Genomic DNA, 25,531 nt, shown 5'->3' with positions numbered 1-25,531 from the left:
ATATAGGCTTGTTATATTGAGGGGAAAAGGGGGATGAAATATGAGAGAAATGGAAGAATCGTCCTTTACCACTACCCAGCCTGTTCTTGCAAGCGATACTTATGGTTGGGATAAGCTTCAGGTTTCACAATGGTATAGCCCGCAGCAAGCTTTCACCCCATCCTCGGAGTCAAAATATTTAATTGGGATTCACTGCACAGCCTACTACGAAAACTATTACACCATTCATATTACCCCTTGTAATGAGAGCCTTCTTTGTCCTTGGGGCAGAACCTCGCTCTATTTTTTGAAAATTGAAATTACACCAGCGGTCATCGAAGAGATTGCTCGTGAATCAGGTTATCTGAAGGAAGGCCATATCCAATTGGACCGCAAATTTCATGTCAAGGATTCCAAGCTGCTGCAATTAGGGCTTTGGATGCTGGAGGAATTGCAGAATGGCGGTGCCAAAGGGAAAATATACAGCGACTCTTTATCGAATATGTTAATTATTCATTTGTTACAACACTATTCTTCTGTGATCCCCCAGCACTCAAACAGTAAAACGCCCGCCAACCAAGAGATATTTCAGGTCATTCAATTTATGCGTGAGCGGCTGGAAGATGAGATTCAACTGACTGATCTCGCAACCATGGCTAATATGAGCCAATCACATTTTATTCGGATTTTTAAACAACAGACAGGGTATACCCCCCATAACTATTTAATCCGGCTGCGAATCGAACGTTCTAAATTTCTTATTCGTTCCGGGAAAATTGGGTTGAAGGAAATTGCGTCTCAGGTGGGTTTCGCTGATCAAGGACATTTTACTAGATTGTTCAAACGAGAAACCGGCCTAACCCCAAAGCTGTATGCGAATCAAAGCGCCTCCAAGCCTAATCATATGGTTTATTAATTTTATTCTTGTAAATGAGAGTTTTATTCAAGAAATGAAGTGTTTTGTTCAATTAGAGAGCTGCAGCCAGCTCCTATAATAAGGTTGAAGTAAGGCGTACAAATGCCGAACTACAACCTTATTAGGAGGAGAGAAAACATGAGATTAAAAAGATTATTCAGTCTGATTTGCGCGGGGGTACTTACAACCAGTTCTTTATCTTTAGTAGCATCTGCCACACCAGTCGGACCGGATAACCTAGTAAACACTGAGGTAGAAATCAGTGCAGAGTCAACTTCGACTTCAGCTACAACTGCTGGAACTTGGCATGAAGTATCTAAGCAAACCTTCTGGTTACTTGATGCCCTGGAACGGGGACAAGGGGTGGCTACAGACGGGAATTCATGGATCTTTAATTCCTCGTATGGGCTCTTACGGACTGGACTTGATGGAAAATCCGTAAAAGCACGGAATGAATTGGCTATTCCACTGGAGATAGCCTCCCAAGGTGGAGACCATATCGGTGATATTTCCTACTATAACGGTAAAATATACGCTCCTATTGAAGACGGCAATAACTATCAGCATCCTTACATCGCCCTCTATGATGTGAACACTTTGAAATATACAGGCACATCCTATGCTTTGCCGCTGAATTTGCATATTGGCGGTGTACCATGGGTAGCGGTGGATGCCGCTCGCGGTCAGGTTTATACAGCTCAGTGGAGTAATGCAAGCGTCTTGAATGTCCTTAGCCTCGACGATATGCATGTAATCACAACCGTTCCACTTTCCCAAAGCATTGATCGAATTCAAGGTGCCGAAGTGTACAACGGTATTCTATATGCCTCTACGGATAACGCGACCCAAACGATTTACCAGATTGATCCGGAGACTGGAAACGTATCTGTGGCCTTTGATCGCAATCTGCCTAGTGGTACAGAAGCTCAAGGAATTGCTGTATTGCCCACCGCTGATGGTGCACAGCTTCATATTCTTGATGTAGGCTCAAATCGTATTAGTGTGAACTTTCGCCATTATGCATTCTAATTCAAATCCAAGCGAAAAAAGGGGCTAACAGAAATGCTAAAGCAATCCAAAACCATTCTAACGTTATTATCCATTTCGATGTTGGCAGTAGCGGGCTGCGGTCAAGCCAATAACAGTACAGTTGAAGCCAAAGCGAAAGCTAATAACGCTCAGCCTACAGCAATCGCAGCAACTCCTGAATCCACAGAGACTCCAGCTACTAAGCCGGTGGAGATTACCTTTTATTATCCGGTTAATGTGGGGGGTCCTCTTACTAAAGTAATCGATGGGATGGCTAATACATTCATGGAACAGCACCCAGAGATTAAAGTTAATCCCGTGTATACAGGCAATTACGGAGATAATACCGTAAAAATCCAAGCGGGTGTACAAGCCAAGCAGCCACCGGATGTCGCGGTCATGATGTCAACAGAGCTATACAGCATGCTCGATATGAATGCGATTGTTCCGCTGGATGATTATATTGCGAAGGACAAGGACATTCAAATGGAAGACTTTTATCCCGCCTTTGTGGAGGATACTCAGTCTGAAGGTAAAACGTACAGCCTGCCCTTTCAGCGAAGTACGATTGTTATGTATTACAACAAAGAAATGTTCAAAGCCGCAGGACTTGATCCAGAGAAACCACCCACTACATGGGATGAGCTTGTAACCTATGCTAAGAAGCTGAACAAAGACGGTCACGTTGGGCTGGAAATTCCGGGCAATGATGATTCGTATTGGATGTTTCAAATGCTTGCTCGGCAAAATGCTTCTGATCCGAAGCAAAACATAATGTCTTCCGATGGCAAAAAAGCGATGTTTGATACACCGGAGAATGTGGAGGCATTGCAATTCTGGTTGGATTTATCCCATAAATATAAGGCGATGCCGGAAGGTGTTATTGATTGGGCTACGGTTCCAACGGATTTCATTCAAGGTAAAACAGCCATGATGATGCATACAAGCGGCAATTTAACCAATGTAAAAAATAATGCGAAATTCGAATTCGGTGTAGCGTTCCCACCTGCACAAAAGCAATTTGGATCACCCACTGGTGGCGGTAATCTGTATATTTTCAAGGACAGCTCTCCTGAAAAACAAGCTGCAGCTTGGGAATTCGCCAAATACATGACGGCTTCGGAACAGGCGGCCCTCTTCAGCAGCTCATCCGGTTATGTTGGCGTAAGAAAATCCGCATATGATACAGATGCAATGAAGAAATATACGGCGGATTTCCCGCAAGCATTGGTTGCAAGAAACCAGCTGGAATATGCGTTCCGGGAATTATCCACTCATAATCATGGTAAAGTATCGACGGCAATAACGAATCAGATTCAAGCGGCATTGGCAGGAGAGATTGATGCCGCAGGTGCGCTCAAAAAAGCGCAAGCAGAAGCAGATCAGGCACTAGCTCCCTTCAATAAGTAATTATTAAGGTATGGGGTACGCCAGGACAGCCTTGGTAGCATGTTCTGGCGTCATTCCATTATTCAATAATCTTAGAAACCTTTAACAGGGAAGGATTGAATGGTATGAATGCCGGATGGAGTGAGAGGCTTAGACGAAACGGATTCGGCTGGGGACTTGTGTTGCCTTCGCTGCTCTTTCTTTGCTTGTTTACTTATTACCCTATGTTTAAATCGCTTTGGCTCAGCTTTTATGAGAAAAACTTAGCAACTCCTGAGCCTTTGTTCGTAGGATTTGAGAATTACGCTAATCTATTGCATGACCATGTTTTTTTGAAGGTGTTCAGTAACAATATATGGTTCGCTCTTGGCACAGTACCAACCTCAATAGTTTTGGCTTTCTTGATGGCACTGTTTGCCGACAAAGCGATAAAAGGGCGGGGACTGGCACGTCTTTCCTTTTTCTATCCGAATATGATCCCAATGATCGCGGTGGCGAACATTTGGTTGTTTCTGTATACCCCTCATTTTGGTCTTTTCGCCAGACTGGCTTTTTGGATCGCAGATCAGCCTGTGAATTTGCTGGGAACACCTAATACGGTGATGGGCGCATTAGTCATCATGATGATTTGGAAAGAAGCCGGATATTTTATGATTTTTTATTTAGCAGGAATGCAGCAGATTCCTAAGGATTTATATGAAGCGGCTGCAGTAAGCGGAGTTGGTACGTTCACCTCCATCCGTAGAATTACAATTCCGCTTACGATGCCAACTACGCTGTTCGTGGCTGTTGTGGCGATAACGAATTCCTTTAAGCTGGTTGACCATCTCTGGATTATGACAAAAGGCGGCCCGAACAATGCAAGCAACCTGCTGCTTTATTATATCTACGAGTCCACTTTTAATTTCTACGATCAAGGAATGGCCGCATCGATGACGGTGGTCATGATCGTGTTGCTGCTCCTGATTTCCTCTTTGCAGTTTTTTGGCTGGGATCGGAAAATTCATTATGAATAGGAGGTGGAATCCGTGGAGGATAATCCATTAAAGCTGCACTTAGTATTAAGGCAGAATACACGTAAAGCTTTAGAAGAGGAGCGCATGTTGAACTTAGAAAAAACGAAGCGCCGAATCCAGCAGATACTGTGGCATGTGGTTGGATTTACTTTTGCCGCGGTCTGGATCATTCCCTTCCTATGGGTGGTCAGAACGGCTTTTTTACCTAAAGACGTCGCTATCGATTCGGGCTGGTCTTGGGGCTTTACGTTCGAGAATTTGATTCATGTCTGGAATGGAGCGCCTTTTGGACGATTTTTAATGAATACATTGCTGGTGTGCGGTGTTGTGCTAGCTGTGCAACTCGTTACGATGACAATGGCTGCTTATGCGTTCGCACGGGTACGTTTCTTTGGAAAAGAGCTGCTGTTCCTGTTATTTTTGGTGCAAATTATGGTGCCGCCGGATGTTCTTATCTTTTCCAACTATCAAGTGTTGAACGAAATGGGTCTGCTGGATACCAAGCTGGGGATTATACTGCCTTACTTTGCCTCCTCCTTTGGAGTGTTTCTCTTAAGACAATCCTTTAAGCAATTACCCTATGAGCTCGATGAAGCTGCCCGGGTGGAAGGCGCCTCACGGCTGCGTATTCTTTCCAGAATCTATGTTCCACTGTCACGCCCGATTTATGTGTCCTTTGCCATCGTGTCGGTCAGCTTTCATTGGAATGATTTCTTGTGGCCGTTAATTGTAACCAATTCAGAGGAAAATCGCTTGTTAACTGTAGGATTGGCGATGTTCGCAAAAGCCACGGAATCAGGCGCACAGTGGTCTGATGTCTGCGCGGCTACGCTGATTGTCTCGGCACCCTTAATGATTGGATTTTTATTGTTCCAACGGCAAGTGATAGGTAGTTTTATGAGCTCTGGCATTAAAGGTTAGGAGGAGGCATTTATGAGGCTGGCGATTATCGGAGACTTACATTATCCGGACGAATTGTTAAACAACAAGGTTTTGATTAAAGAGGCACGAGATGCTTTTTACGAGCAATTTATGAATCTATTTTTGTCCATCCCAGCCGATTATCATATTTCTGTGGGAGATATGGTGCATGCAGGAGAATTTAGCGAATTTAATTATATCATGGGTAAGATTAAGGACAGCAAGCATTCCAGGCGTTTTCTACATGTTCTTGGCAATCATGATACGTACACTTATCCTAAGCAAGAAATCCTTTCCGTCACCCGGCAGCAGCGATACAGTGTGATTGAAGAGACCCATGCGATCATTATATTGCTGGATACCGCACGGGAAAATCGTGACGATTGGAGCGGAACGCTTGATGATGAACAGTTAGCCTGGCTCGAAGCACAAATGAAGCGGACTACAGATAAGCCACTATTCGTTTTTGGCCATCATCCCTTGTATAATACGACGGCTAGATCAACCGAACCGATGATGTCACTGGATCCCAGCTTGGATATTTGGCCGATATTGAAGCAGTGGCAAGGTGTGGGTTTTTATTTTAACGGCCATAATCATGTACATTCCATCGTTAGACAAGAAAACTGGCATTTCATTCAAACGGCCTCCATTCTGGATATTCCTGCTGCTCGAATTCTCACTGTGCTTGAAGATGAGATCCGGTTAGAGATGGTGAGTCTGGCGAGCGAGCAATTAAGTAAATGGTCTTCATTATTTACCCTCAGCATTTTTGATTATGAAAAATATCCGCAGGCTGAAGGGAAGGCGAGAGATCAGGAACTAATCATCAATCGACTTCAAAGGGACAGAAAGCAGGTGGACCAACAATGAATCGCCAGCCAGTAAGATTAGCCATAGTAGGCGGGAATCGCGGGGCCAGTTTTATGAATGCACTATACTCTCTATCGGATCGGATACATCTGACCGCTACTTGTGACTTGAATGAGTGGGTTCTTAATCAATGGAAAGAGAAATTTCCGGACATCCGAACCTATCGGGATTATCATGAAATGTTAAAAGATTCGGCAATTGATGCGGTGTTTATCTTAAGCCCCATGCATTTGCATGCCAGACAATCTATTGATGCTTTAAAAGCGGGTAAGCATGTCCTAAGCGAAGTGATTTCGATCCAATCTTTAGAGGAAGCTTGGGAGCTTATCGAAACTGTTGAACAAACTGGACTTAAATATATGATGTCTGAAAATTACTGCTTCTCGCGCTCCAATCTGACGATTAAACATATGGCGGATCAAGGCATGTTCGGTGAAATTACTTATCTGGAAGGCGGATACATCCATGATTTGCGTCACTTGACTCATCATCCGGATGGATCTCTGACTTGGCGGGGGCAATTACATCAGCAGTATAACGGGATCAATTATCCGACGCATTCTATAGGTCCAGTTGCCCAATGGATTAATCTCAATAAGCCTGATGGAGATCGATTAAAAAGCATCTCGACTTTTGTTTCAAAATCAAGATCCTTACAATATTATTTTGGAGAGCATTATGGAAAAGATCATCCGGCAGCGCGTGAAGGTTTCTGGCGGCAAGGCGACAGTGCGGTTGCGGTCATCCAAACGGAAAAGGGTGTACTGATTGAGCTGCGTGTAGATTGGAGCTCTGTACGACCACATAATAAAACTCATTATTTGCTGCAAGGAACTGAAGGGGCGTATATTACGGGCCGCCATCAGCAAGAGGAAGATTTGATCTGGTTCAGGAATCTTTCGCCCAAAAATATAGCGGATGGAGAGGAATTGTGGGAGCCGTTAAGCAGCTATCAGCCACTTTATGATCATCCAACATGGAAAAAATGGGGCGAATACGCTGCTGGGACGAAACATGGCGGAGGTGATTTTATGGTGCTTGAGGAATTCATTTCCGCGATTCAGGAGGATCGCACCCCTTCGGTGGACGTATATGATGCCGTTACTTGGAGCTCTGTGTTTACATTATCTATGGAATCTGTAGAGATGGGTGGGAAAGTTATAGCTTTTCCTGATTTTAGATCGAAGGTGAGAATTTGACGGTGGAACAGGCGCTTTCCAAACTTGTAATGAAAAAAGAAATGCTGTCCGACTTGCCTGCTTTTCATTGCCCCGCTGGGTATCGGCTTACGTCCTTCCAGCCGGAGGACGAACGAAATTGGGAGGATCTTATCCGTCATTCTTTTACGAGAGAAGTTAAATTCGTAGATAAAATCAGTGATCATGTACCCTTGTATTCGGATCGCTTGTTGTTCATTTGCCGCGGGGATCAGCCTGTAGCGACAGCTACGGCCTGGGAATTAGGCAGTGGAGACCCTAAGAGCTGGTACTTGCATATGGTTGGAGTGCTTCCGGAATATTCTGGCAAAGGCCTCGGTTATGCTGTAAGTCTTGCTGGTTTGCACAAAATAAGAGAATCAGGTGGAGCGGCAACCTCTTTAGAAACCGATGATTTCAGATTGCCCGCCATCCGTATTTATTTGAAATTAGGATTTCAGCCGGTGTACTTAGACGATAGTCATCCTGGAAGGTGGGAACGAATCCTGCAAAGGCTTTGATTTTGATAATGATAAATGCGAGGGATTAGGGGGGCTATACGCCTCCTTATTTCATTCCTGCACCTACTGAAGGAGCTTGATTCAATAATTAACTTGTCGTTAGATCGTATTGCTGCTATAGTCATACTGACTTATTAAACGCGTTTAATAAGTCAGTATGACTATAGGTGAGAGGATGGGAGAGCCATGGCGAGTGAGAAACGACTTCCTTCACAGCAAATGAAATCTGAAATTATCCGAAATATTCGAACAGCATTATTAGAACTAGGAAAAGCAACGAAGGCAGAGTTAAGCCATAAATTGCAATACAGTTTCCCAACGATAAGCAAATTTCTAATGCAGATGGAAGAGGCAGGGGAAATAACGGTCAGCGGTCTGGATGAGTCAAGTGGGGGAAGAAGGGCAATAAGATACACCTATAATCCGAATTATCGGTTAGGGATGGCTGTTTTTTTGGAAAAAAATGAAACCAATTATACCATCTATAATTGCATTGGTGAGGTAATCAAAGAAGGGAGTTTGCCCAGTATTCTTGAGGAAGATGTTAGTAAACTGGTCATGCTTATTGAAGATGAAAAAAAGGCCAATCCTAAAATCCAATCTGTGGCTATTGGAGTTCCAGGTGCGGTGAATCATGGGCAGATTTTTCTGATTCCGGGTTATGAGAAATATCAGAATTTAGATTTGAAAAGACACATAGAAGATCAACTATCTATTCCGACAATCGTGGAAAATGATATGAATGCCGCTGTAATCGGCTATATGACGCAACGAAATTTGAAAGAGAATATATCTCTAATGTATCTGTATTTAGGGAAAAATGGTCCGGGGGCTGGGATCGCGGTCAATGGTGAAATCGTGCGAGGAAAGACGTTTTTTTCAGGAGAAGTTCAATTTTTGCCACAGTATGATCATAAAAATTTCATAGAGGCATTAACTGGAGATCCTGGTGGATCAAATATGCAATCGAATCATAGTGTGGATGCGATTAGTCGATTAGTGGCTACTATGACTTCTATTTTGAATCCGCATTATATTATTTTTTGTGAGGATGAATTAGCTCCAGCCATGCTTAATCAAATCTATGAACGGAGTGCAACATACGTTCCGAAGGAGCATCTTCCAGCGTTAGCGGTAAGTAACTTGAAACGTGATTATCTGAATGGATTACAAAGTCTTGGATTAGGCTTATTAGTTTCACAACAAATAGATGAGAACAATTAAGGAGATAACTATGGCAACTTTTTTTCTTATTATTATTTATTTAGCATTTATTAGTTTAGGCTTGCCGGATTCATTGCTTGGCTCCGCTTGGCCAGTGATGAGAATGGACTTAAATGCTTCATTAGGTACTGCTGGAATTCTTTCGATGGTTATTGCAGTAGGGACAATTGTGTCCAGTTTAATGAGTGGTGTTATCCTTAAACGTTTTGGTACAGGGAAAGTAACTCTTATTAGCTGTATCATGACTGCTGTAGCGTTGCTTGGTTTTGCAGGGTCACCTTCGTTAGTCTGGTTAATTATTGCTGCAATTCCACTTGGTTTAGGTGCGGGATCTGTAGATGCCGGATTAAATAGTTATGTGGCTACGCATTATAAAGCCCATCATATGAGTTGGTTACACTGTTTCTGGGGAGTGGGCGCCACGCTGGGTCCTATTATTATGGGCTCTTTTATCTCTGGAGAAGGTCTATGGCGGCAAGGTTATCTTACGGTTGCTTACATACAATTGAGCTTAGTCATTATTTTATTCGTTACACTGCCTTTATGGGATAGAGTGGCTGGGAGCAATAACCACCCGAATGCTGAAAGTGATCCTGAGTTCAATCATCCGGAGCTAGAGTATGCCGCAGAGAACACAAAACCATGGAAATTAAGAGGGGTAAAGCTAGCAATGTTAACCTTTTTATTTTATTCTGCCATCGAAACGAGTATGGGCTTATGGGGGAGCAGCTTTCTTGTAAACATTAAAGACATTCCTGCATCAACTGCAGCGACATGGGTATCATTTTTTTATCTAGGGATTACCTTTGGTAGAATGGTGACGGGTTTCATTACTTTTAAAATGAGTAATAAACAGCTAATTCGATATGGCCAGCTCATTGCTTTAATCGGTACGGTGCTGTTAGTATTGCCGCTTCCAACTATAGTTTCACTTGTAGGATTTATGATTATAGGTTTAGGGTTAGCCCCTATTTTTCCGTGTATGCTACATGAAACCCCTGTACGATTCGGGAAGAAACATGCTCAGTCGATTATGGGCTTTCAGATGGCAACAGCTTATACCGGCACCACGCTGATGCCGCCTTTTATCGGCTTATTAGCTTCGAAATTCACGCTGGGTATTTTTCCTGCAATGATCGTTTTTTTCGCCATCGTTATGCTCTTGTGTACAGAAAAGCTTAATCAATACTCAGCAAAAGTAAATGTCGGTTAAATTTGAATTGAATATATTACGGACTAACCCTTCATATATATAGCTATAGGAGGGGGGAGCTGTAAATGTGGTTGTTAATTATTATAGGTGTTGGATGTCTCTCCGGTTTTATATTGTTTAGAAAGAATATATTGGCTGCCGATCACGAACATTTTCAAGGACCGGAGAAATTGTCCATCATCATCCCCGCAAGAAATGAAGAATACAATTTGCGTTTTCTGCTCGACTCACTCCAGCTCCAAACCATTACCCCCTATGAAATTATTGTTGTGGATGATTTCTCGGAGGATCGGACCAAGGAAATTGCCGAAAGCTATGGAGTTAAGGTTATTGCCAACAGCAGTCTCCCTGAGGGATGGACGGGCAAGAGCTGGGCAATCTGGAATGGGTATTTACAAGCCTCGGGCGATATTTTTGCTTTTCTGGATGCAGATATCCGGTTAAAGCCTAACGCTCTGGCCTCATTATTAAAAGCAAGGGAGCTATCGAAAGGTGTCATTTCGGTAGTTCCTTTTCATCATACAGAAAAGCTGTTTGAGAAACTTGCCTTAATCATGAATATGCTGGGGATCTTCACATTCACCTCTGTTTTTGAAAAGAATAACGCTAAAAAAGGATTATACGGTTCGTGTATTCTAGCTTTAAGGCAGGATTATGAAAAAGTTAATGGCCATCAAAGCATTAGATCTGAAGTGCTGGATGATTTGTCTTTAGGAGAGAAGTTTATCGCTGCAGGTGTTCCCATTAGAAATTTTATCGGTTATGGCTTAGTATCTTTTCGTATGTATCCGAAGGGGATAAAAAGTGAGATTGAAGGCTTCAGTAAAGGGGCTGTCTTAAGCACCTCAACGATAAGTCCGCGGACAATTATTCCAATCGCGCTTTGGGTGATCGGACTCATCATCTCAGAAACTGTGTTTATTTTTGCGAATACTACCTGGTTTATGCCTTTATTGATCGGTTATCTCCTTTATATGTTCCAGCTCTTTTATTTTATAAAATATGTAGGTGTATTTGGCATCGTTATTCCTGTATTTCACGTGGTGGCAACTGTTTTCTTTATCTTGATCATGCTGTATTCGATTTATCAGGTTGTTTTTCTGAGGCATGTAAGCTGGAAAGGAAGGCAGATCCAGGTGGGAGGCCCTAGGGACTAATGATCATATTGTGGGTCGCGGGTTTATTTTTGTCGGGATCTCTTATGTTTTCCTATTGGCTTGGTCTTGCGCGTAAAAAGAACTTGAAAGACATTGGCGACGGTAATCCGGGGGCTTTGAATCTATGGAAGTCATCTGGCTATAAATTCGGAATTTTTGGGGTGTTGTTGGATTTTTTAAAAGGATATTTGCCTCTTTTATGGGTAATGGAAAGTCATTATAGTCAGGGTTATTTCATTATTCCGCTAGCCTTAGCTCCTATTGCCGGTCATGCCTTCTCTCCATTTCTTAAAGGAAAAGGAGGGAAGGCGATCGCCGTAACCTTTGGGGTATGGAGCGCGTTGACAGGATTCAAGGCCTCTTTAGCATTAGCAGTTATCCTGGCAGTGTTGAAAGTGCTCGGCAGCGGGTACAAAAGCAGAGGGAATTCACCTGTCTCGGATGGTGTGCAAGTGGTTAGCGGAATGCTGCTCCTTTTTGTTTATTTGTGCATCAGTAAGTGGTCTGCTCCTATCCTGTGGGTATGGTTTGGGAGCTTTGTGATCCTTATGTATACGCACAGGTTAGAATGGATTGCATGGGTGAAGGAATATTCAAAAAGGGAGCGGGGGCATTGAAGTTACTTTCTTTGTCGCGATAGATGTTTTGTATAGGTTAATAAACAGGTTTCCAGCGATTAATTTCGGGGAAGCCTGTTTTTTTCGGTTTTATAAGATGCGTTATCTTTAAACAGAAGATTTTATAATGGCTAAAGTTGGTGCATTTTAGTATCTTTAATTATAAATGCTTTCAATTTAGAAAGTTACAGAGATAGGGTTATGAACTAAAGGGGGGCTTGTGATGAAGATCGGCGGCAGAGTAAGAAATGGAGGCACATGGTTTACCCATCTGATTTTTTCATTCACATTATTAGCCGTTGTTTTAATCGGACTTGTGGGCAGTTATCTGTATGTTCAGGCTAATCGCTTAATGGTGGATGAGATTGCCAGAGACAGTAAGCAACGACTGATGACTTCAAGTGATTTTGTGGAGAATACGCTGCTGCAAAAATACGAAAACAGTATCCGCAACCGAGCAGTGTCTACCTTGTCGTTAGAAAATCAGTCTATGCTGAATTATTTACTGGACAGTGAATGGGAAGGCAATACGAGCAGAATATTAGCTTTTCGCAAGGATCTCGAAATTTTCAAGCTTACTAATGAAGGCGTTTACAAAATATCCACATACTTCGAGAAAGGAAATTATATCATCGATAACAGCCAATTTTATTCGAAGCTGGACAATTCTCCAGATGCTTCCTTCTTGAAAACTTCAGTGACACCAGCCTTAAACCGCTGGACATATAGAACGTTATCGGATGAAGAAGAGGTGTTGACTTACGCAATCGCCCTTCCCTATGGTGCTTTATCAAAAACATCAACAGGCACCATGTACATTGACGTTAGCTTAGAATACATCAATAAAATGATTTCCAGCACGATGAGCTCGCCGATGGAAAAGCTATATGCTTTTGATGAAAAGGGCAGCCCTATTATCCATACGGGCTCGAACGTCGAAGAGGGGCTTAAGACTGCTAAGCAATGGATGAAGTCAGCAGGGAATAATAAGGAAATTCATTATAATAAACGCGACAAATATGTGTTGTCTTTTAAAAATGACCAAACCTCGAATAATCAATGGAAATACGTATTAATACGGCCTATGAATTCATTTGTATCCTCATCAAAGCAGCTGAAGAGCCAAATATTTGTCAGCTGTATCCTGGTATTGTTAATTGGGCTTCTATTCGCTTATTTGATTTCCAAACGTGTATATGTTCCGATGAAGAAGCTTGTTAACAATGTTCGCAGCTTTTATCATCCAGGCACCGTAAACTATTCGCAAAATGAATTCGCTATTATTGGTAGTACAATCTCAAAGCTAGGTCAAAAAATCGAAACCTTAGAATCTAAAGCTAAAGTGAATGAACTAAAAAATCTGGTATTAGGTGCAGGCGTTGGCTCGGATTACTACGATTATTTACCTTTGCAATGTCATTACATGACTAGCTATATTCGTATAACTAAGGGAGATTGCGAGGAATTCAGGGCTTTTTATGAACAGCATGCTGCCTATAGCTTTTATAAATTCGTCAGCTTAAATACCCAGGAAGCGGCGCTTATCTATTTCAGTGAGTTGAATAAGGATCACGAAGAGCTGGAGCTTTTATTATTGAAGGAACTGGAGCTTATAAAAAATGTGTTGCCTGAGCAACTACACTTTGGAGCAGCGCTTGGATCGAAGGTTCAGGCACCTGAAGAAATCCCCTTTTCGTATCAAAATGCCTTACATGCCTATCGATATCGGTTTATCTATGGTTCGGAAGCTATTGCGCGGTATTCACATATCCCGCTTAACGATGTTACGCCACACTTATTCTCTTTTGATCTTTATAAAAATGCCTTAAAGGCGGGCAATGACGTTACGATGAACAGGTTTATGGACGATTTCCAAAGGGTCATGGAGAAAGGTGATGTCCAATTGGAGACGGTTGAGTTAGGCCTGCTTCAGTTGGTTACGGTCCTGTATCAGACCATTATTGAGCTTGATCTGCAACAAATCGTTTCGCCTTCCAGTCTGTTCGATGAGTTCAAAAAGGAGACGTTGGCCGAAACCCTTGATTCCATTCGTGATTTATCGGCACAAATTACAGCTTATATTCAAGAGTCAGGAAACCACGCACATACAGAGATCATTCATAAATTAAAAATCTTTATCGATGATAATATTCAAGAGGATTTATCGCTAAATAAATTATCTGAGGTTGCTTCGTTGGCGCCATCGTATATTTCTACCTTGTTCGGAACCGTTATGAATGAATCGTTCACTGAATATGTAACCCGAGTGCGGTTGGAGAAGGCGGCTGATTTATTAAGAGAAAAAAAGCAGCTGTCCGTGGCTGAGATTTCTGCTCAGGTGGGTTATCGTAACCCGCAATATTTTCACAACAAATTCAAAACACGTTACGGAGTTACACCGGTCCAGTATAGGAACGCAGGCAATGCAAACCATTCGAACCATTCAAGTGCATAATTCTCCAATCCATGTGGAAAAGGCAATCGTCTCGCGATTGTCTTTTCTTTTGTTCGAAAAATTATAGCCCCAATACGAAGATAATTTACTGATTTTAATGAATTTACAATAGAAAAAGCGCTTACAATGCCCTAACGTAAGGGGTGTTCAGACACAGTCTTAACGCAAAATCGTATTCGGAAGGAGAAAACAACTATGAACCCGGCAAGCACTGCTGGCATTCAAAAACAGGGAGAGAATCTTAAGCCGAAAGTCTCGAGGTGGACACATACTTGGCGCCAATACAAAAAAAACAAATATTTATTCTTATTACTAGCTCCCGTGATCATCTGGTATACCGTATTTGCTTATGGCCCGATGTATGGCATTCAACTGGCCTTTAAAGATTATTTTATTCGTGATGGAATTTGGGGAAGTCCTTGGGTCGGCTTAAAGCATTTCGAATACTTGTTCACAGCTTCACCCGACTTTTGGAAAATCATTAAGAACACGCTTATTATCAGTTTTTACCATATTATTTTTGGTTTTCCTGCACCGATCATATTGGCGCTGTTATTTAATGAACTTAGGTTTTCCTTCTTCAAGAAGGTTGCACAGACGATATCCTATTTACCCCATTTCTTATCCTGGATCGTTATAGGGGGGATATTGATCACTTTGTTATCTCCGAATTCCGGTGTGGTCAATTATATTATTCAGTGGCTCGGCTTTGATCCCATTTACTTTTTAGGCAGCGAGAAATATTTCCGCTTTACGCTCGTTATGTCAGGAATATGGAAGGAAATCGGCTGGGGAACGATTATATACTTAGCTGCATTAGCAAGCATCGATTCCCAAATGTACGAAGCTGCAGTTCTGGACGGAGCCAATCGCTGGAAACAAACGTTATTTATCACCATTCCTTCGATCCTGCCGGTGATTGCTATTCTGCTTATTCTTCGGGTAGGGAGTGTGCTGGATGCTGGCTTCGATCAAGTCTTAACACTTTATTCACCAGCTGTATATGGGGTGGCGGATACGTTAGATACTTATGTGTACCGGATAGGTCTGCAAAACTTTCAGTTTAGTCTAACGACGGCTGTTGGATTATTTAAAAATGTGGTGGGTCTTATCCTGGTGTTATTTGCTAACTTCATAACGAAAAAAATGGGGCAGGAAGGTCTTTATTAATGAATGAATGTAAGGAAGGAGTAACTACAATTGAAGCTATCCACTGGTGAAAAAGTATTCCAAGTCTTTCTAATCCTATTTGTAATCATTCTTTGTATTACGATGATTTATCCCTTCTTGCATGTGCTCTCTATATCGTTTAGCACCCCTGCGGAAGCACTACGGCCGGGAATTCATTTCTATCCCAAAGAAGTTTCCTTCTTTGCTTGGAAGCGTGTACTGACAACAGATACAGTCTGGCAAACGATGGGGAATACGGTTTTCCGCACAGTTGTAGGAACAGTTCTGACACTCATGTTTCTGTCACTGGGAGCATATCCGCTATCTCGTAAATATTTGCCGCACCGGGGATTTTATACAATGTTCATTGTCGTAACGATGTTTTTTGGCGGCGGGCTTATCCCTACCTATCTGCTAATCAAAAGTCTGGGACTTATAAATTCGTTATGGGTTTATATTGTCCCCGGCCTGCTCAGCACGTTTAATCTTCTGCTCCTGCGAAATTTCTTTATGGGTATACCGGAGGAACTGGAGGATTCAGCTAAAATAGATGGGGCTAATGATATGCGGATCTTATTTACGATTGTTATTCCACTGTCGAAGCCTGTTCTAGCAACGTTAGCCCTATGGACTGCAGTAGGGCACTGGAACGCTTGGTTTGATGCAATGTTATATATGCAGGATCAATCAAAGATTGTACTGCAGCTCTTCTTAAGACGGCTAGTTATTTCGGCCGAAGGAGATCCGATGTTACCACTTCCTACCAATGAGCAGGCTCCTGAAATGGTCAAATCGGCGATTATTATGTTTACAGCGCTACCTATATTAATGATTTATCCATTCCTGCAACGTTTCTTCGTTAAAGGAATTATGGTTGGATCACTTAAGGGTTAGAAGGCTCAGAACGGTTTAAACAGTCCGCTATATCCGCGTGCTGTCTAAATATATAGATGAACTAGAAAAGGGAGGAAATAAAAGAATATGAGGCATACATCCAAGAAATGGTTGGAAATTGCTGCGATAGCCCTATCGGCTTCACTTGTCATGAGCGGTTGCGGCGGGAATGTGGCGAATAATAACACTAACGAAACGAAGCCGACGAACCAAGGTCAAGGGGGAACATCAGCAGCTGAAGCTCCGATTGAAATTATTTGGGCGAACAACTTTAATACGCCAGAAGAAGACGGTAACTATGTGCAAACCGAGCTCGAGAAGAAATTTAATGTAAAAATCAAAAATATTAAATTGGAACGTGGAACTTGGAAAGAACAATTTTCGGTGCTTCTTGCTTCTGGAGATATTCCTGATATCTTCCCGGTCGATGCAAATGAAACGGATATGGTGCAATGGGCAGATCAAGGGATTATTGCGACGATTGATAAGGCTGAAATTGAATCCCTGATGCCGAAATATGCAGCAGCATTGGATTCGGTTGATTCCGGGGCATGGGGCGTAGGCTTATACAACGAAAAAAACTGGGGGATCCCGAAAATTTGGCCAGGTGGTCTTGATGGATTTATTCCGGGCTATAATGAAGCCTGGCTGAAAAATATTGGCTACTCAGAACCACCCAAGACATTGGAAGAGCTTGAGGATGTACTCACCAAATTTGTTAATGAAGATCCGGACAAAAATGGGAAGAAGGATACTTACGGTTTAATCGGCCGCGGCAAGCTTCCAGAGCAATTGTTCACAAGTGTCTTCTCAGCATTTGCTGTTTCCCCTTATCAGTTCAAAAAGGATGCTTCCGGGAACGTAGTTTATGGAGGCATTACAGAAGAGACGCGATCAGCATTGGCGTTATTGAGCAAATGGTACAAAGCAGGTCTGATTGATCCTGAATTCATAACTAGTGATAATAACGAAATCAATATTAAATTTGCTGACCAAAAAGTGGGTATGGTGGATAACGGGAAGTGGGGCAATTTTTATAAAGAATCTGGGTTTGTCGCAAAACCTGGTCTAGAGAAAGGTCAAATATTCGTGCCTGGCAAGCCGTTTACAGCCCCAGATGGCGTTGCTTATTCTTTCGCGTATGGTGCAAGACAGGCGCCAGTATTGTTCGGTGTTCAACTCGAAAAGGATGAGAAGAAACGTCATAAGATTATGGAAATTCTCGAATATGTGTCTACGGATTCCGAAGGTTTTCTGCTGACAGGTTTCGGTCAATTGGGTGTGAGCTATGATATGGAAGGGGACCTTGCCATTCCAAAAGCGGATGAAGAGGTTAGTGCTCCGAAGATGGGAGCAGGTAATTTCTATAATCCACTTAGCTCCACAGACACTTCAATGGAAAAACATACGGTAAAACAAGAATTGCTAGATTTGAGAGACAAGATCACTCCAGGTGTTACACCATTGCTAGATGTACTGGGACCAGCGGTATTAACAAGCAAACCCAAGTATTGGGGCAATCTGAAGACGTTGCAAGATACGTTTGTTATCAAAGCAATTACAGGAGAAGCGAACACGGGTAAAGATTTTGATAATTTCAAGGATAGCTGGCTAAAGGCCGGAGGTCAGGAAGTAACGGATGAGGTAAATAAAGTGCTGGCAGATCGTAAATAGCAGCGTTCGCTGATTAGTACTGGATGATAGGCTGGAGCAAAAGCTTGCTCCAGCCTATTTATTAAACCCTTAAGAGAGTTGATTTTAAGATAACGGAGGTAGAAATGAGCGGATTAATTATTTATGAGCAGCCGAATGAAGCCCTGGGGAAAGACGATTTTACAGTGAGTGTACGAGAGCCTGGTGGGGGATGGCAAGCACTGTTTGTTTTTGAAGCAAAGGTGGATATGCATCAGGTTCGATCGACATCGATGGTTTATTTTGATATGGAAGGCACGGTGGAGGTCTCTGTTCATTGTAATAACCGGCAGATTGAACAAGCGGTTATTCGCCCTTTGGCAACCCATATTCCAATTCAAATCGAAGAGAATACCCTTTTGTTCACATTGGAGCACCCGTGTAAGCTTTCCATTGAAATCAATGGAGAACGTTTTAGTAACTTGCATCTTTTTGCCAACCCCTTGGAGACAGCCCCACCTAAACTTGACGATGATAATGTAGTGCTTGTCCAACCAGGAATACATCAATTTGCGGCTATCGCAGAACAAGTTCATCATTTGTCAGAAAGGGCTAATGGGGAGCGTCAAACGATATATTTTATGCCCGGGCTTCATCAATTCGAGAATCCAATGCTGCATATCCCTTCTGGGACCACAGTTTATATTGCCGGAGGCGCGATCCTTTGCGGATCCATAATGATTGACCATGCTGAGAATGTTGTTGTTCGCGGCAGAGGTGTTCTGTATTTGGCGGATATGGAGAAAACCACTTATTTAAGAGGCGTTCAAATCCAGCATTCTGAACAGGTTGAGATCGAAGGGATCATCACGCTTGATCCTCCGCATTACAGTATATATATCGGAGCGTCTAAGCATATCCGCATTCATAACTTCAAAGCTTTCAGTACACGCGGCTGGTGTGATGGAATTGATATGATGGCTAGCTCAAATGTGGATATTAAAGATGTGTTCTTGAGAACTTCTGATGATTGCATTGCCATTTACGGCAGCCGTGGAGAGTATTATGGAGACTCACGCCATATCACGGTTAAAGATTCCATACTCTGGGCGGACGTTGCTCATGCCATGCATGTCGGTATTCATGGTGATCACCAACATAATGGCGATTTTATAGAAAATATTTGGTTTGAAAATATCGATGTGCTTGAGCATCACGAGCCACAGGAAAATTATTGGGGGGTTATGGCAATCTGTGCAGGGGACAACAATACCGTTCGTAAGGTTACTTTCAAAAATATCCGGGTGGAGGATTTTGAACTGGGGCAGCTGTTTGATGTCCGCGTGGTCTGGAATAAAACCTATAATCCGGTGCCAGGACGATGTATCGAAAATATAGAGTTTAGCGATATCACCTACAATGGGAAGAATATCAATCCTTCCTGTATATTCGGCTATGACGAGGAAAGAGGTGTGAAGGATATTTATTTTTATAATCTTCAGATTAATGGAGAGGTTATTGTCGACCTGAATAACAAACATTTTGTAGTGAATGAATTTGCCAGCGGTATTTATTTGCATTAAATCAGAGGATGTAAATGAATGGAGGAGAACAATGAATTCATTTAAAGAGCTACTCTTTGGAAAATCGCTTAAACGTATTTTTAGGATCACAGTTTCCTTAAGTTTGTTGGTAACGCTAGTGCCTTTATCGGCAGAAGGAGCCGCAGTAGAATCGACAGAGCTGTCGATAATTACGGATTACCAACCTACCATTAATGAGGTTATAGATGAAAGCGGATTCAAACATCCGGGTGTTGGCCTGACCAAGGATATTCTTGAGAATATTAGGACACAGGTACGGGCGCAAAAAGAACCCTGGATCGCTTATTATAATCAGATGCTTCTCTCTCCGGCAGCTTCAAGGACGGTCACTTCCAACAATCAAAGTGGTGCGGATCCGTTGAAACCAGCGAGCGATGCTTTTAATAGCCAGGGCTTTAATTCAAGATTTATAGCGGATGGTTTGAAGGCTTATACACAAGCTCTATTGTATGTAATATCGGGTGATGAGGTTTACAGAGCCAATGCCATGCATATTATCCGGATTTGGTCACAGATGGACCCTGAGAAATACGTGTATTTTAATGATGCACATATTCATACAGGAATTCCACTTAATCGAATGGTTACTGCGGCGGAAATCTTAAGGTACACAAGTGCTCAAACTGAAGAGCTGAAATGGACGGAAAAAGATGTCGCTGATTTTACGAATAATCTTATTAATCCGGTTATTGAAACGTTCCAACACACAAATGATCGTTTTATGAACCAGCATCTTTATCCGCTGCTTGGAGCTATGTCAGGTTATATTTTTACAGGAAATAAAGAGAGGTACAATGAGGGAGTTGAATGGTTTACCGTCAATAAAACCGCTGTCGATCAGGGGCAAAATGGCGCGATAAAAGCTTTATTCAGATGGGTTGATACAAATATTGTAACAGGGGAAAAAGTTAATCCACCCGTAGTTCAGCATGTTGAAATGGGCAGAGATCAGGCGCATGGCGCTGGGGATATAACGAATGTAGAGATTTTATCACGTTTATTATTGGCTCAGGAAACAAAGGTAAATCCGGTAGAGGGGACTGTTTCTAGTGCGCCAAATGCGGTGGGGCCGTATGAATTTCTAGATCAACGGATTTTAAAAGCTGCCGACTACTTTGCGCAGTATATGATTGGCCATGATACACCATGGATTCCAGTGGCGGCACATACAGATGTAAATGGAAATCCAACGATTATCTATAAACACTTGGCTGGCGGTTACAGGGGGAGAATTGGCGGTAATGTCTATGATCTTTATTATTATTATAAATATACAGCTGGAATAAATATGGAGGTTGAAGCTCCTTATTTTAGCGAGATGTTTGCTAAGCGATTGCCTTTCTATTGGGAGTCTCCGGATGGAGGCGGGGATTATTGGCTGTACATTCCTAAAGAAGCAGAGGACGAGGGTACGCTCAATTTGCCGAAGGTGATAACGAATCCAGATTTGAGAGAACTAGAAGACCGGTACACGAAGCTTGATGGTCACTCCACCACAAAACAAGAAGGAGACACTACTTACGTTGAAATTACCGCAACAGATGAGGGCAGTAAAATTGCTTTTGTGGGTGCAAGCAGTGGCGAACGAATCATTGCTTTTAAGATTCGGACTAATGGCATAGCAACCATGGAGGTGTTTGGCGATACCGTTACGCTGCCTGATACAAAGGGGCAATGGAGGTATATTCAGTATGAGTTCAATGAGTTCCAAGGCTTCAGCGATCTTGTCTATTTTAATGTAAAAGGAAATGGAACAACAGTCGATATTGACCATATTAATTTAAAAGCTGGGGCACAGCTTACCCCTCCAGTATTTACATCAGGAAAGGCACCAGTATCTTTATTTACCTATGAGGGATCTACAGCTGCAATTCAATTTGATTTCTCTGCGACAGACGCAGGTGCAACGGATGTTGTTACCTATCAAGCGGATCAGTTACCTGAGGGTGCAGTGTTCAATGAGACTTCAGGTGTTTTCTCTTGGTCTGGAGCACATGCGGGAACCTACTCCTTTGTAGTGAGTGCCGCAGATGGAACTTCGGTTACAGCCAAGGATGTTAGTGTTGTAGTAGCGAATGATCGGCAATCTGCCGTCAACGCCGTCATTTCTCCTTATCATGTTGATGTGCCTTACATTTCGGCAACGTTAGCTCACTATAAGCAAGTGCACGCTGAGGTAATGGATGTAATTACTACTGCCACTGACGAGGTCTTCTATCAGAAGTTATTTGACCTGAATCTCGCAGTGCAAAGTCTTAAAGAATTGACGCCATTAATGAAAGATGGAAGTGTTAATTTTACGAATATGTTTGTTAGCTCAACCTTTGGTAACGCTGTCCCGAACCTGCTGGACAACACAAATGATAGTTTTGTGGGGTATTATACAGCGCAGGATCGGGCGCATTACATGGATTTAGGACCGGATTTTCAAATATCAGCAGAAAGCTTTGAGCTTCAGGTAAGAGCTAGTTTTCCGGAGAGAATTGGCGGCGTTGCAATGTTCGGATCGAATGACAAAGAAAATTGGACCCGCTTAACCCCCGGCTTGACAACAGTTACTGAAGAGATGCAGAGACTTGAGGTTCAAGCAGGCCTGGAGCATGAAAAATTCCGATTTTTGAAAATGGAAATGATAAAGCCTTCGAGTACTATGCTGGAAATTGCTGAATTTAGAATCTTTGGCCAGCGGTATGAGACAGTAAATCAATTAGAGTCCGTGTCCATTCACTCGGATCAAAGCTTAAGAAATCGAATTATACCAGGGGATACGATTCAATTATCCTTTAAGTCTACAGAAATGATCCATAATGCCACGGCCCATATACAGGGTCAGCCTGTTGCAGTCAGTTCTGTGGACAATATCAACTGGACAGCTAAGCTTGTGGTGAATGAAAATGTTCCATCAGGTACTGTGAAATTTAAGATCAATTATAAAACGGCAGCTGGAGCGGATGCAGTAGAGACTATTTTTACAACAGATGGTTCTACTTTATTCATTGCAGATCAGACGGGACTTATCGCTAATGTGCTTGAGATAGCAAACCTAATCGATTCCAGTGGAAGAAATCCGGCTGATCTTTTGGCAACAGCAAAAGTTTTATTTGATAATCATTTAGGTTCCATCACTGATTTTCGTTTAAATGGCAGTGGTTATGGTGCATATCTAACCTTTGACTTTAAAGAAGGCGGTCAGGCATTGCTGTCTAGGGTAGAAGTAATCGGAAGGCAAGACAATTATACGGGCAGAATTAATGGAACAGTGGTGCAAGGCTCCAACGACAATGTGACGTGGATTACGATCTCTAATGTAGCAGGAAATACGCCGGAATGGCAGACGTTGACGATTAACAGCACAGAACCCTATCGTTATATCCGCATCACCAATGGAAACAACTGGTATGGAAACATGGCTGAACTACGTTTGTATGGTGATGTTACAATCAATTCAAAGCTTGATGCGGTGTCCATTAGCTCCGACCAAAGTATCCAGAAACGAATTGTGACTGGGGACACGGTGAAATTGTCTTTTAAAGCAAGCGATGCAATTAACCAAGTGAATGTCATTATTCAGGATCAAGTCGCAACCGTTGCTACTGTCGATAAGATCAATTGGACGGCTGAAGCGGTCATGGGCAATAAGGCACAACCTGGACTTGTGAACTTTAGTATTAAATACAAGTCAAAGGAGGGAATCGAGGGGCCGGAAAAAACATCAACTACAGATGGTTCCTCTCTGTACATTCCCGATGAGACCGAGTTGATTAGTAATGTGCTTGCGATTACTAATTTTAGTGATTCCAGTGGGAGAACACCCACCGATCTCAGGAATGTTGTGGGATCATTATTCGATGGAAATGCAGGCACAATTACGGATTTTCGGGTAAATGGCAGTGGATATGGAGGATTTATAACGTTTGATTTTAAAGAAGGGAATAGGGTCCAGCTGTCCAAGGCAGAGGTGCTTTCCAGGCAAGATAATTATTTTACACGAATTAATGGGACTGTGGTTCAGGGTTCGAATGATCATACAAGCTGGACGACAATCTCCTCTCCTGCAGGAAAAACGATGGATTGGCAGACCTTAAGTATTAGTAACGCAGAAGCCTATCGTTATATCCGGATCTATAATAGTAGTAATTGGTTTGGTAACATGGCGGAATTACGCTTTTATGGCGTAGTGAAAGGGGCGGACCCAACAGCTCCGGTGACAACGGATGATGCGCCACAAGGTTGGACCAACAAGGATACGTTGGTAACCTTCACAGCTACAGATGCGGGCTCTGGTGTTGCGGCAACCTATTTCACAGTAAACGATGGCGAGCAGCAAACCGGGAATTCAGTTATTTTGTCCAATGAAGGAACACATAAGTTAGTTTATTGGAGCGTTGATAGAGAGGGTAATGTGGAACAGCCGCAGAAGACTGCTGTGGTGAAGATTGATCGGACCGCACCACAGGTAGTAATTAAAGGAGAGAGTTCCTATACCATAGAGCAGACATTAAACATCACCTGTAGTGCAGCTGATACTGTATCAGGCATTACTTATTCGCCATGTGATTCAACGCTCGCAGATGTTAAAGCGTATACGCTGGAAGCGGGAACTCATAGTGTAACTGCGAAAGCCGAGGATGCGGCGGGCAATGTCGGGCTGGCAGAGCATTCGTATAGTGTATATGCGACATTTGACAGCTTGTCGGCATTATCCGAAAATTTTGCAGCTGAGACGGGTGCTCCAGATTTAGAAAACGTAACCAACTCACTTAAGCAGCAGCTGGCGATCGCCAAAGAAAAAGCTCAGCAGCATGCTGGCGCAGAAGTTCACAGCTTGCTGGAAGCTTTTAATAGTGAAGTGAATCTCCAGAGCAATCAGGTGTTCACTTCTGAGCAGGCAGAGGTTCTAGTCCGTTGGTCACAATGGCTCCAGAGTACAACTCCGCTTGCTGGTGGAGCCCCTGGAAAGCCAGTGTTATCTGACAATAATGGGCACGACACCGGGCTTCGAGATGGCAGCTATGCCGTCACGATGAATCTTTGGTGGGGGAACAACGGTACCGAGTTTAAGCTCTATGAAAACGATGTACTGATCAGTACCCAGATGCTGACGGACAGCTCACCGAATGCACAAGCCATGAGTACGGATATTGTGGGCAAATCAAATGGAACCTACACGTACACGTGCGAGCTAGTCAACAGCTTCGGTTCGACTGCCTGCGATCCGCTAATCCTTACTGTTACAGATGCAGCGCCGGGCAAGCCTATAGTATCCCACGACAACTGGAGTGGGGATGGAACTTACGACGTTGTGATGAATATGTGGTGGGGAACCAATGGTACTGAGTACCGTTTGTATGAGAATGGAGAAGTAGTCGACACACAGACACTAAGCACGGCTACCCCTGCGGCTCAGATGACAGTTACGAAACTTAAAGATAAGACACCAGGTGTATATGAATACTACGCGGTATTAGTCAATGCATCAGGCGAGACATCTAGCGAGAAAATCACAGTAACTGTCAAGCCAAGAAACTGACCATAGAGCTGATGTAATAGAAGGCCCCTTCTTCGGGATGAACGAGGGAGGGTTTTTTTTATAGCAGTTAAAGGATACTATTGAGGGATTGAGACGTTGAATAACGAACGGAGAATTAGGGAAATCTGTAAATTGACATAACACCTATAGGTGTTATAATGAAAAGCGAACCCAAAAGGTGTTATATTAAATGAA

18 protein-coding genes are annotated in these 25,531 nt (G+C 42.7%); all 18 read left to right on the top strand.

The features are described 5' to 3' along the window. The first annotated feature begins 40 nt into the window (after window positions 1-40). Complete coding sequence (locus MHH46_RS18565; protein WP_076190973.1) at window positions 41-895, top strand: AraC family transcriptional regulator; 855 nt, start codon at window positions 41-43, stop codon at window positions 893-895. 138 nt (window positions 896-1,033) lie between these two features. Beyond that, window positions 1,034-1,924, top strand: a complete 891-nt coding sequence (locus tag MHH46_RS18560) for a DUF6923 family protein (protein ID WP_076190976.1) — start codon at window positions 1,034-1,036, stop codon at window positions 1,922-1,924. Between the two features lie 33 nt (window positions 1,925-1,957). Beyond that, complete coding sequence (locus MHH46_RS18555) at window positions 1,958-3,334, top strand: ABC transporter substrate-binding protein (protein ID WP_076190979.1); 1,377 nt, start codon at window positions 1,958-1,960, stop codon at window positions 3,332-3,334. Between the two features lie 104 nt (window positions 3,335-3,438). Continuing rightward, window positions 3,439-4,329, top strand: coding sequence for a carbohydrate ABC transporter permease (locus MHH46_RS18550; protein WP_076190980.1), 891 nt, complete (start codon window positions 3,439-3,441; stop codon window positions 4,327-4,329). A gap of 84 nt (window positions 4,330-4,413) precedes the next feature. Then, window positions 4,414-5,250 carry a carbohydrate ABC transporter permease gene (locus MHH46_RS18545; RefSeq protein WP_081387792.1) on the top strand — a complete coding sequence of 279 codons (837 nt, stop codon included), beginning with the start codon at window positions 4,414-4,416 and terminating at the stop codon, window positions 5,248-5,250. 12 nt (window positions 5,251-5,262) lie between these two features. Then, complete coding sequence (locus tag MHH46_RS18540) at window positions 5,263-6,123, top strand: metallophosphoesterase (RefSeq protein WP_076190981.1); 861 nt, start codon at window positions 5,263-5,265, stop codon at window positions 6,121-6,123. After that, a complete protein-coding gene (locus MHH46_RS18535; RefSeq protein WP_076190982.1) occupies window positions 6,120-7,322 on the top strand; it encodes a Gfo/Idh/MocA family protein in 1,203 nt (400 codons plus the stop codon). Before MHH46_RS18540 ends, MHH46_RS18535 begins: the two co-directional genes overlap by 4 nt. A 2-nt stretch (window positions 7,323-7,324) precedes the next feature. Then, window positions 7,325-7,840 (top strand): GNAT family N-acetyltransferase, encoded by a 516-nt coding sequence (locus MHH46_RS18530; RefSeq protein ID WP_256716521.1) that lies wholly within the window; start codon window positions 7,325-7,327, stop codon window positions 7,838-7,840. A 186-nt stretch (window positions 7,841-8,026) separates the two neighbouring features. Continuing rightward, window positions 8,027-9,064 (top strand): ROK family protein, encoded by a 1,038-nt coding sequence (locus MHH46_RS18525; protein WP_076190984.1) that lies wholly within the window; start codon window positions 8,027-8,029, stop codon window positions 9,062-9,064. A gap of 10 nt (window positions 9,065-9,074) precedes the next feature. Then, entirely contained in the window at window positions 9,075-10,277 is a 1,203-nt protein-coding gene (locus MHH46_RS18520; RefSeq protein ID WP_076190985.1) for a sugar MFS transporter, read from the top strand. A gap of 65 nt (window positions 10,278-10,342) precedes the next feature. After that, the gene (locus tag MHH46_RS18515) at window positions 10,343-11,434 is read left to right on the top strand and encodes a glycosyltransferase family 2 protein (RefSeq protein ID WP_076190987.1); all 1,092 of its coding nucleotides are present in this window, start codon (window positions 10,343-10,345) and stop codon (window positions 11,432-11,434) included. After that, on the top strand, window positions 11,434-12,051 hold the full coding sequence (locus tag MHH46_RS18510; RefSeq protein ID WP_076190989.1) for a glycerol-3-phosphate acyltransferase: 618 nt from the start codon (window positions 11,434-11,436) through the stop codon (window positions 12,049-12,051). The genes MHH46_RS18515 and MHH46_RS18510 overlap by 1 nt, the downstream gene beginning before the upstream one ends. A gap of 223 nt (window positions 12,052-12,274) precedes the next feature. After that, entirely contained in the window at window positions 12,275-14,506 is a 2,232-nt protein-coding gene (locus MHH46_RS18505; RefSeq protein ID WP_076190992.1) for an AraC family transcriptional regulator, read from the top strand. A 195-nt stretch (window positions 14,507-14,701) separates the two neighbouring features. Continuing rightward, window positions 14,702-15,676, top strand: coding sequence for a sugar ABC transporter permease (locus MHH46_RS18500; RefSeq protein WP_076129849.1), 975 nt, complete (start codon window positions 14,702-14,704; stop codon window positions 15,674-15,676). A gap of 30 nt (window positions 15,677-15,706) precedes the next feature. Further along, a complete protein-coding gene (locus tag MHH46_RS18495; protein ID WP_076190995.1) occupies window positions 15,707-16,570 on the top strand; it encodes a carbohydrate ABC transporter permease in 864 nt (287 codons plus the stop codon). Between the two features lie 87 nt (window positions 16,571-16,657). Continuing rightward, window positions 16,658-18,244, top strand: coding sequence for an extracellular solute-binding protein (locus MHH46_RS18490; RefSeq protein WP_076182453.1), 1,587 nt, complete (start codon window positions 16,658-16,660; stop codon window positions 18,242-18,244). A gap of 104 nt (window positions 18,245-18,348) precedes the next feature. After that, window positions 18,349-19,785 (top strand): glycosyl hydrolase family 28 protein, encoded by a 1,437-nt coding sequence (locus MHH46_RS18485; protein ID WP_076190998.1) that lies wholly within the window; start codon window positions 18,349-18,351, stop codon window positions 19,783-19,785. A gap of 31 nt (window positions 19,786-19,816) precedes the next feature. Further along, window positions 19,817-25,336 (top strand): discoidin domain-containing protein, encoded by a 5,520-nt coding sequence (locus tag MHH46_RS18480; protein ID WP_076191000.1) that lies wholly within the window; start codon window positions 19,817-19,819, stop codon window positions 25,334-25,336. Window positions 25,337-25,531 lie beyond the last annotated feature (195 nt).

Source organism: Paenibacillus sp. FSL H8-0175 (assembly GCF_045040615.1).
Lineage (GTDB): Bacteria > Bacillota > Bacilli > Paenibacillales > Paenibacillaceae > Paenibacillus_AQ > Paenibacillus_AQ odorifer.
This window is presented reverse-complemented; position numbering and strand designations above follow the sequence as displayed.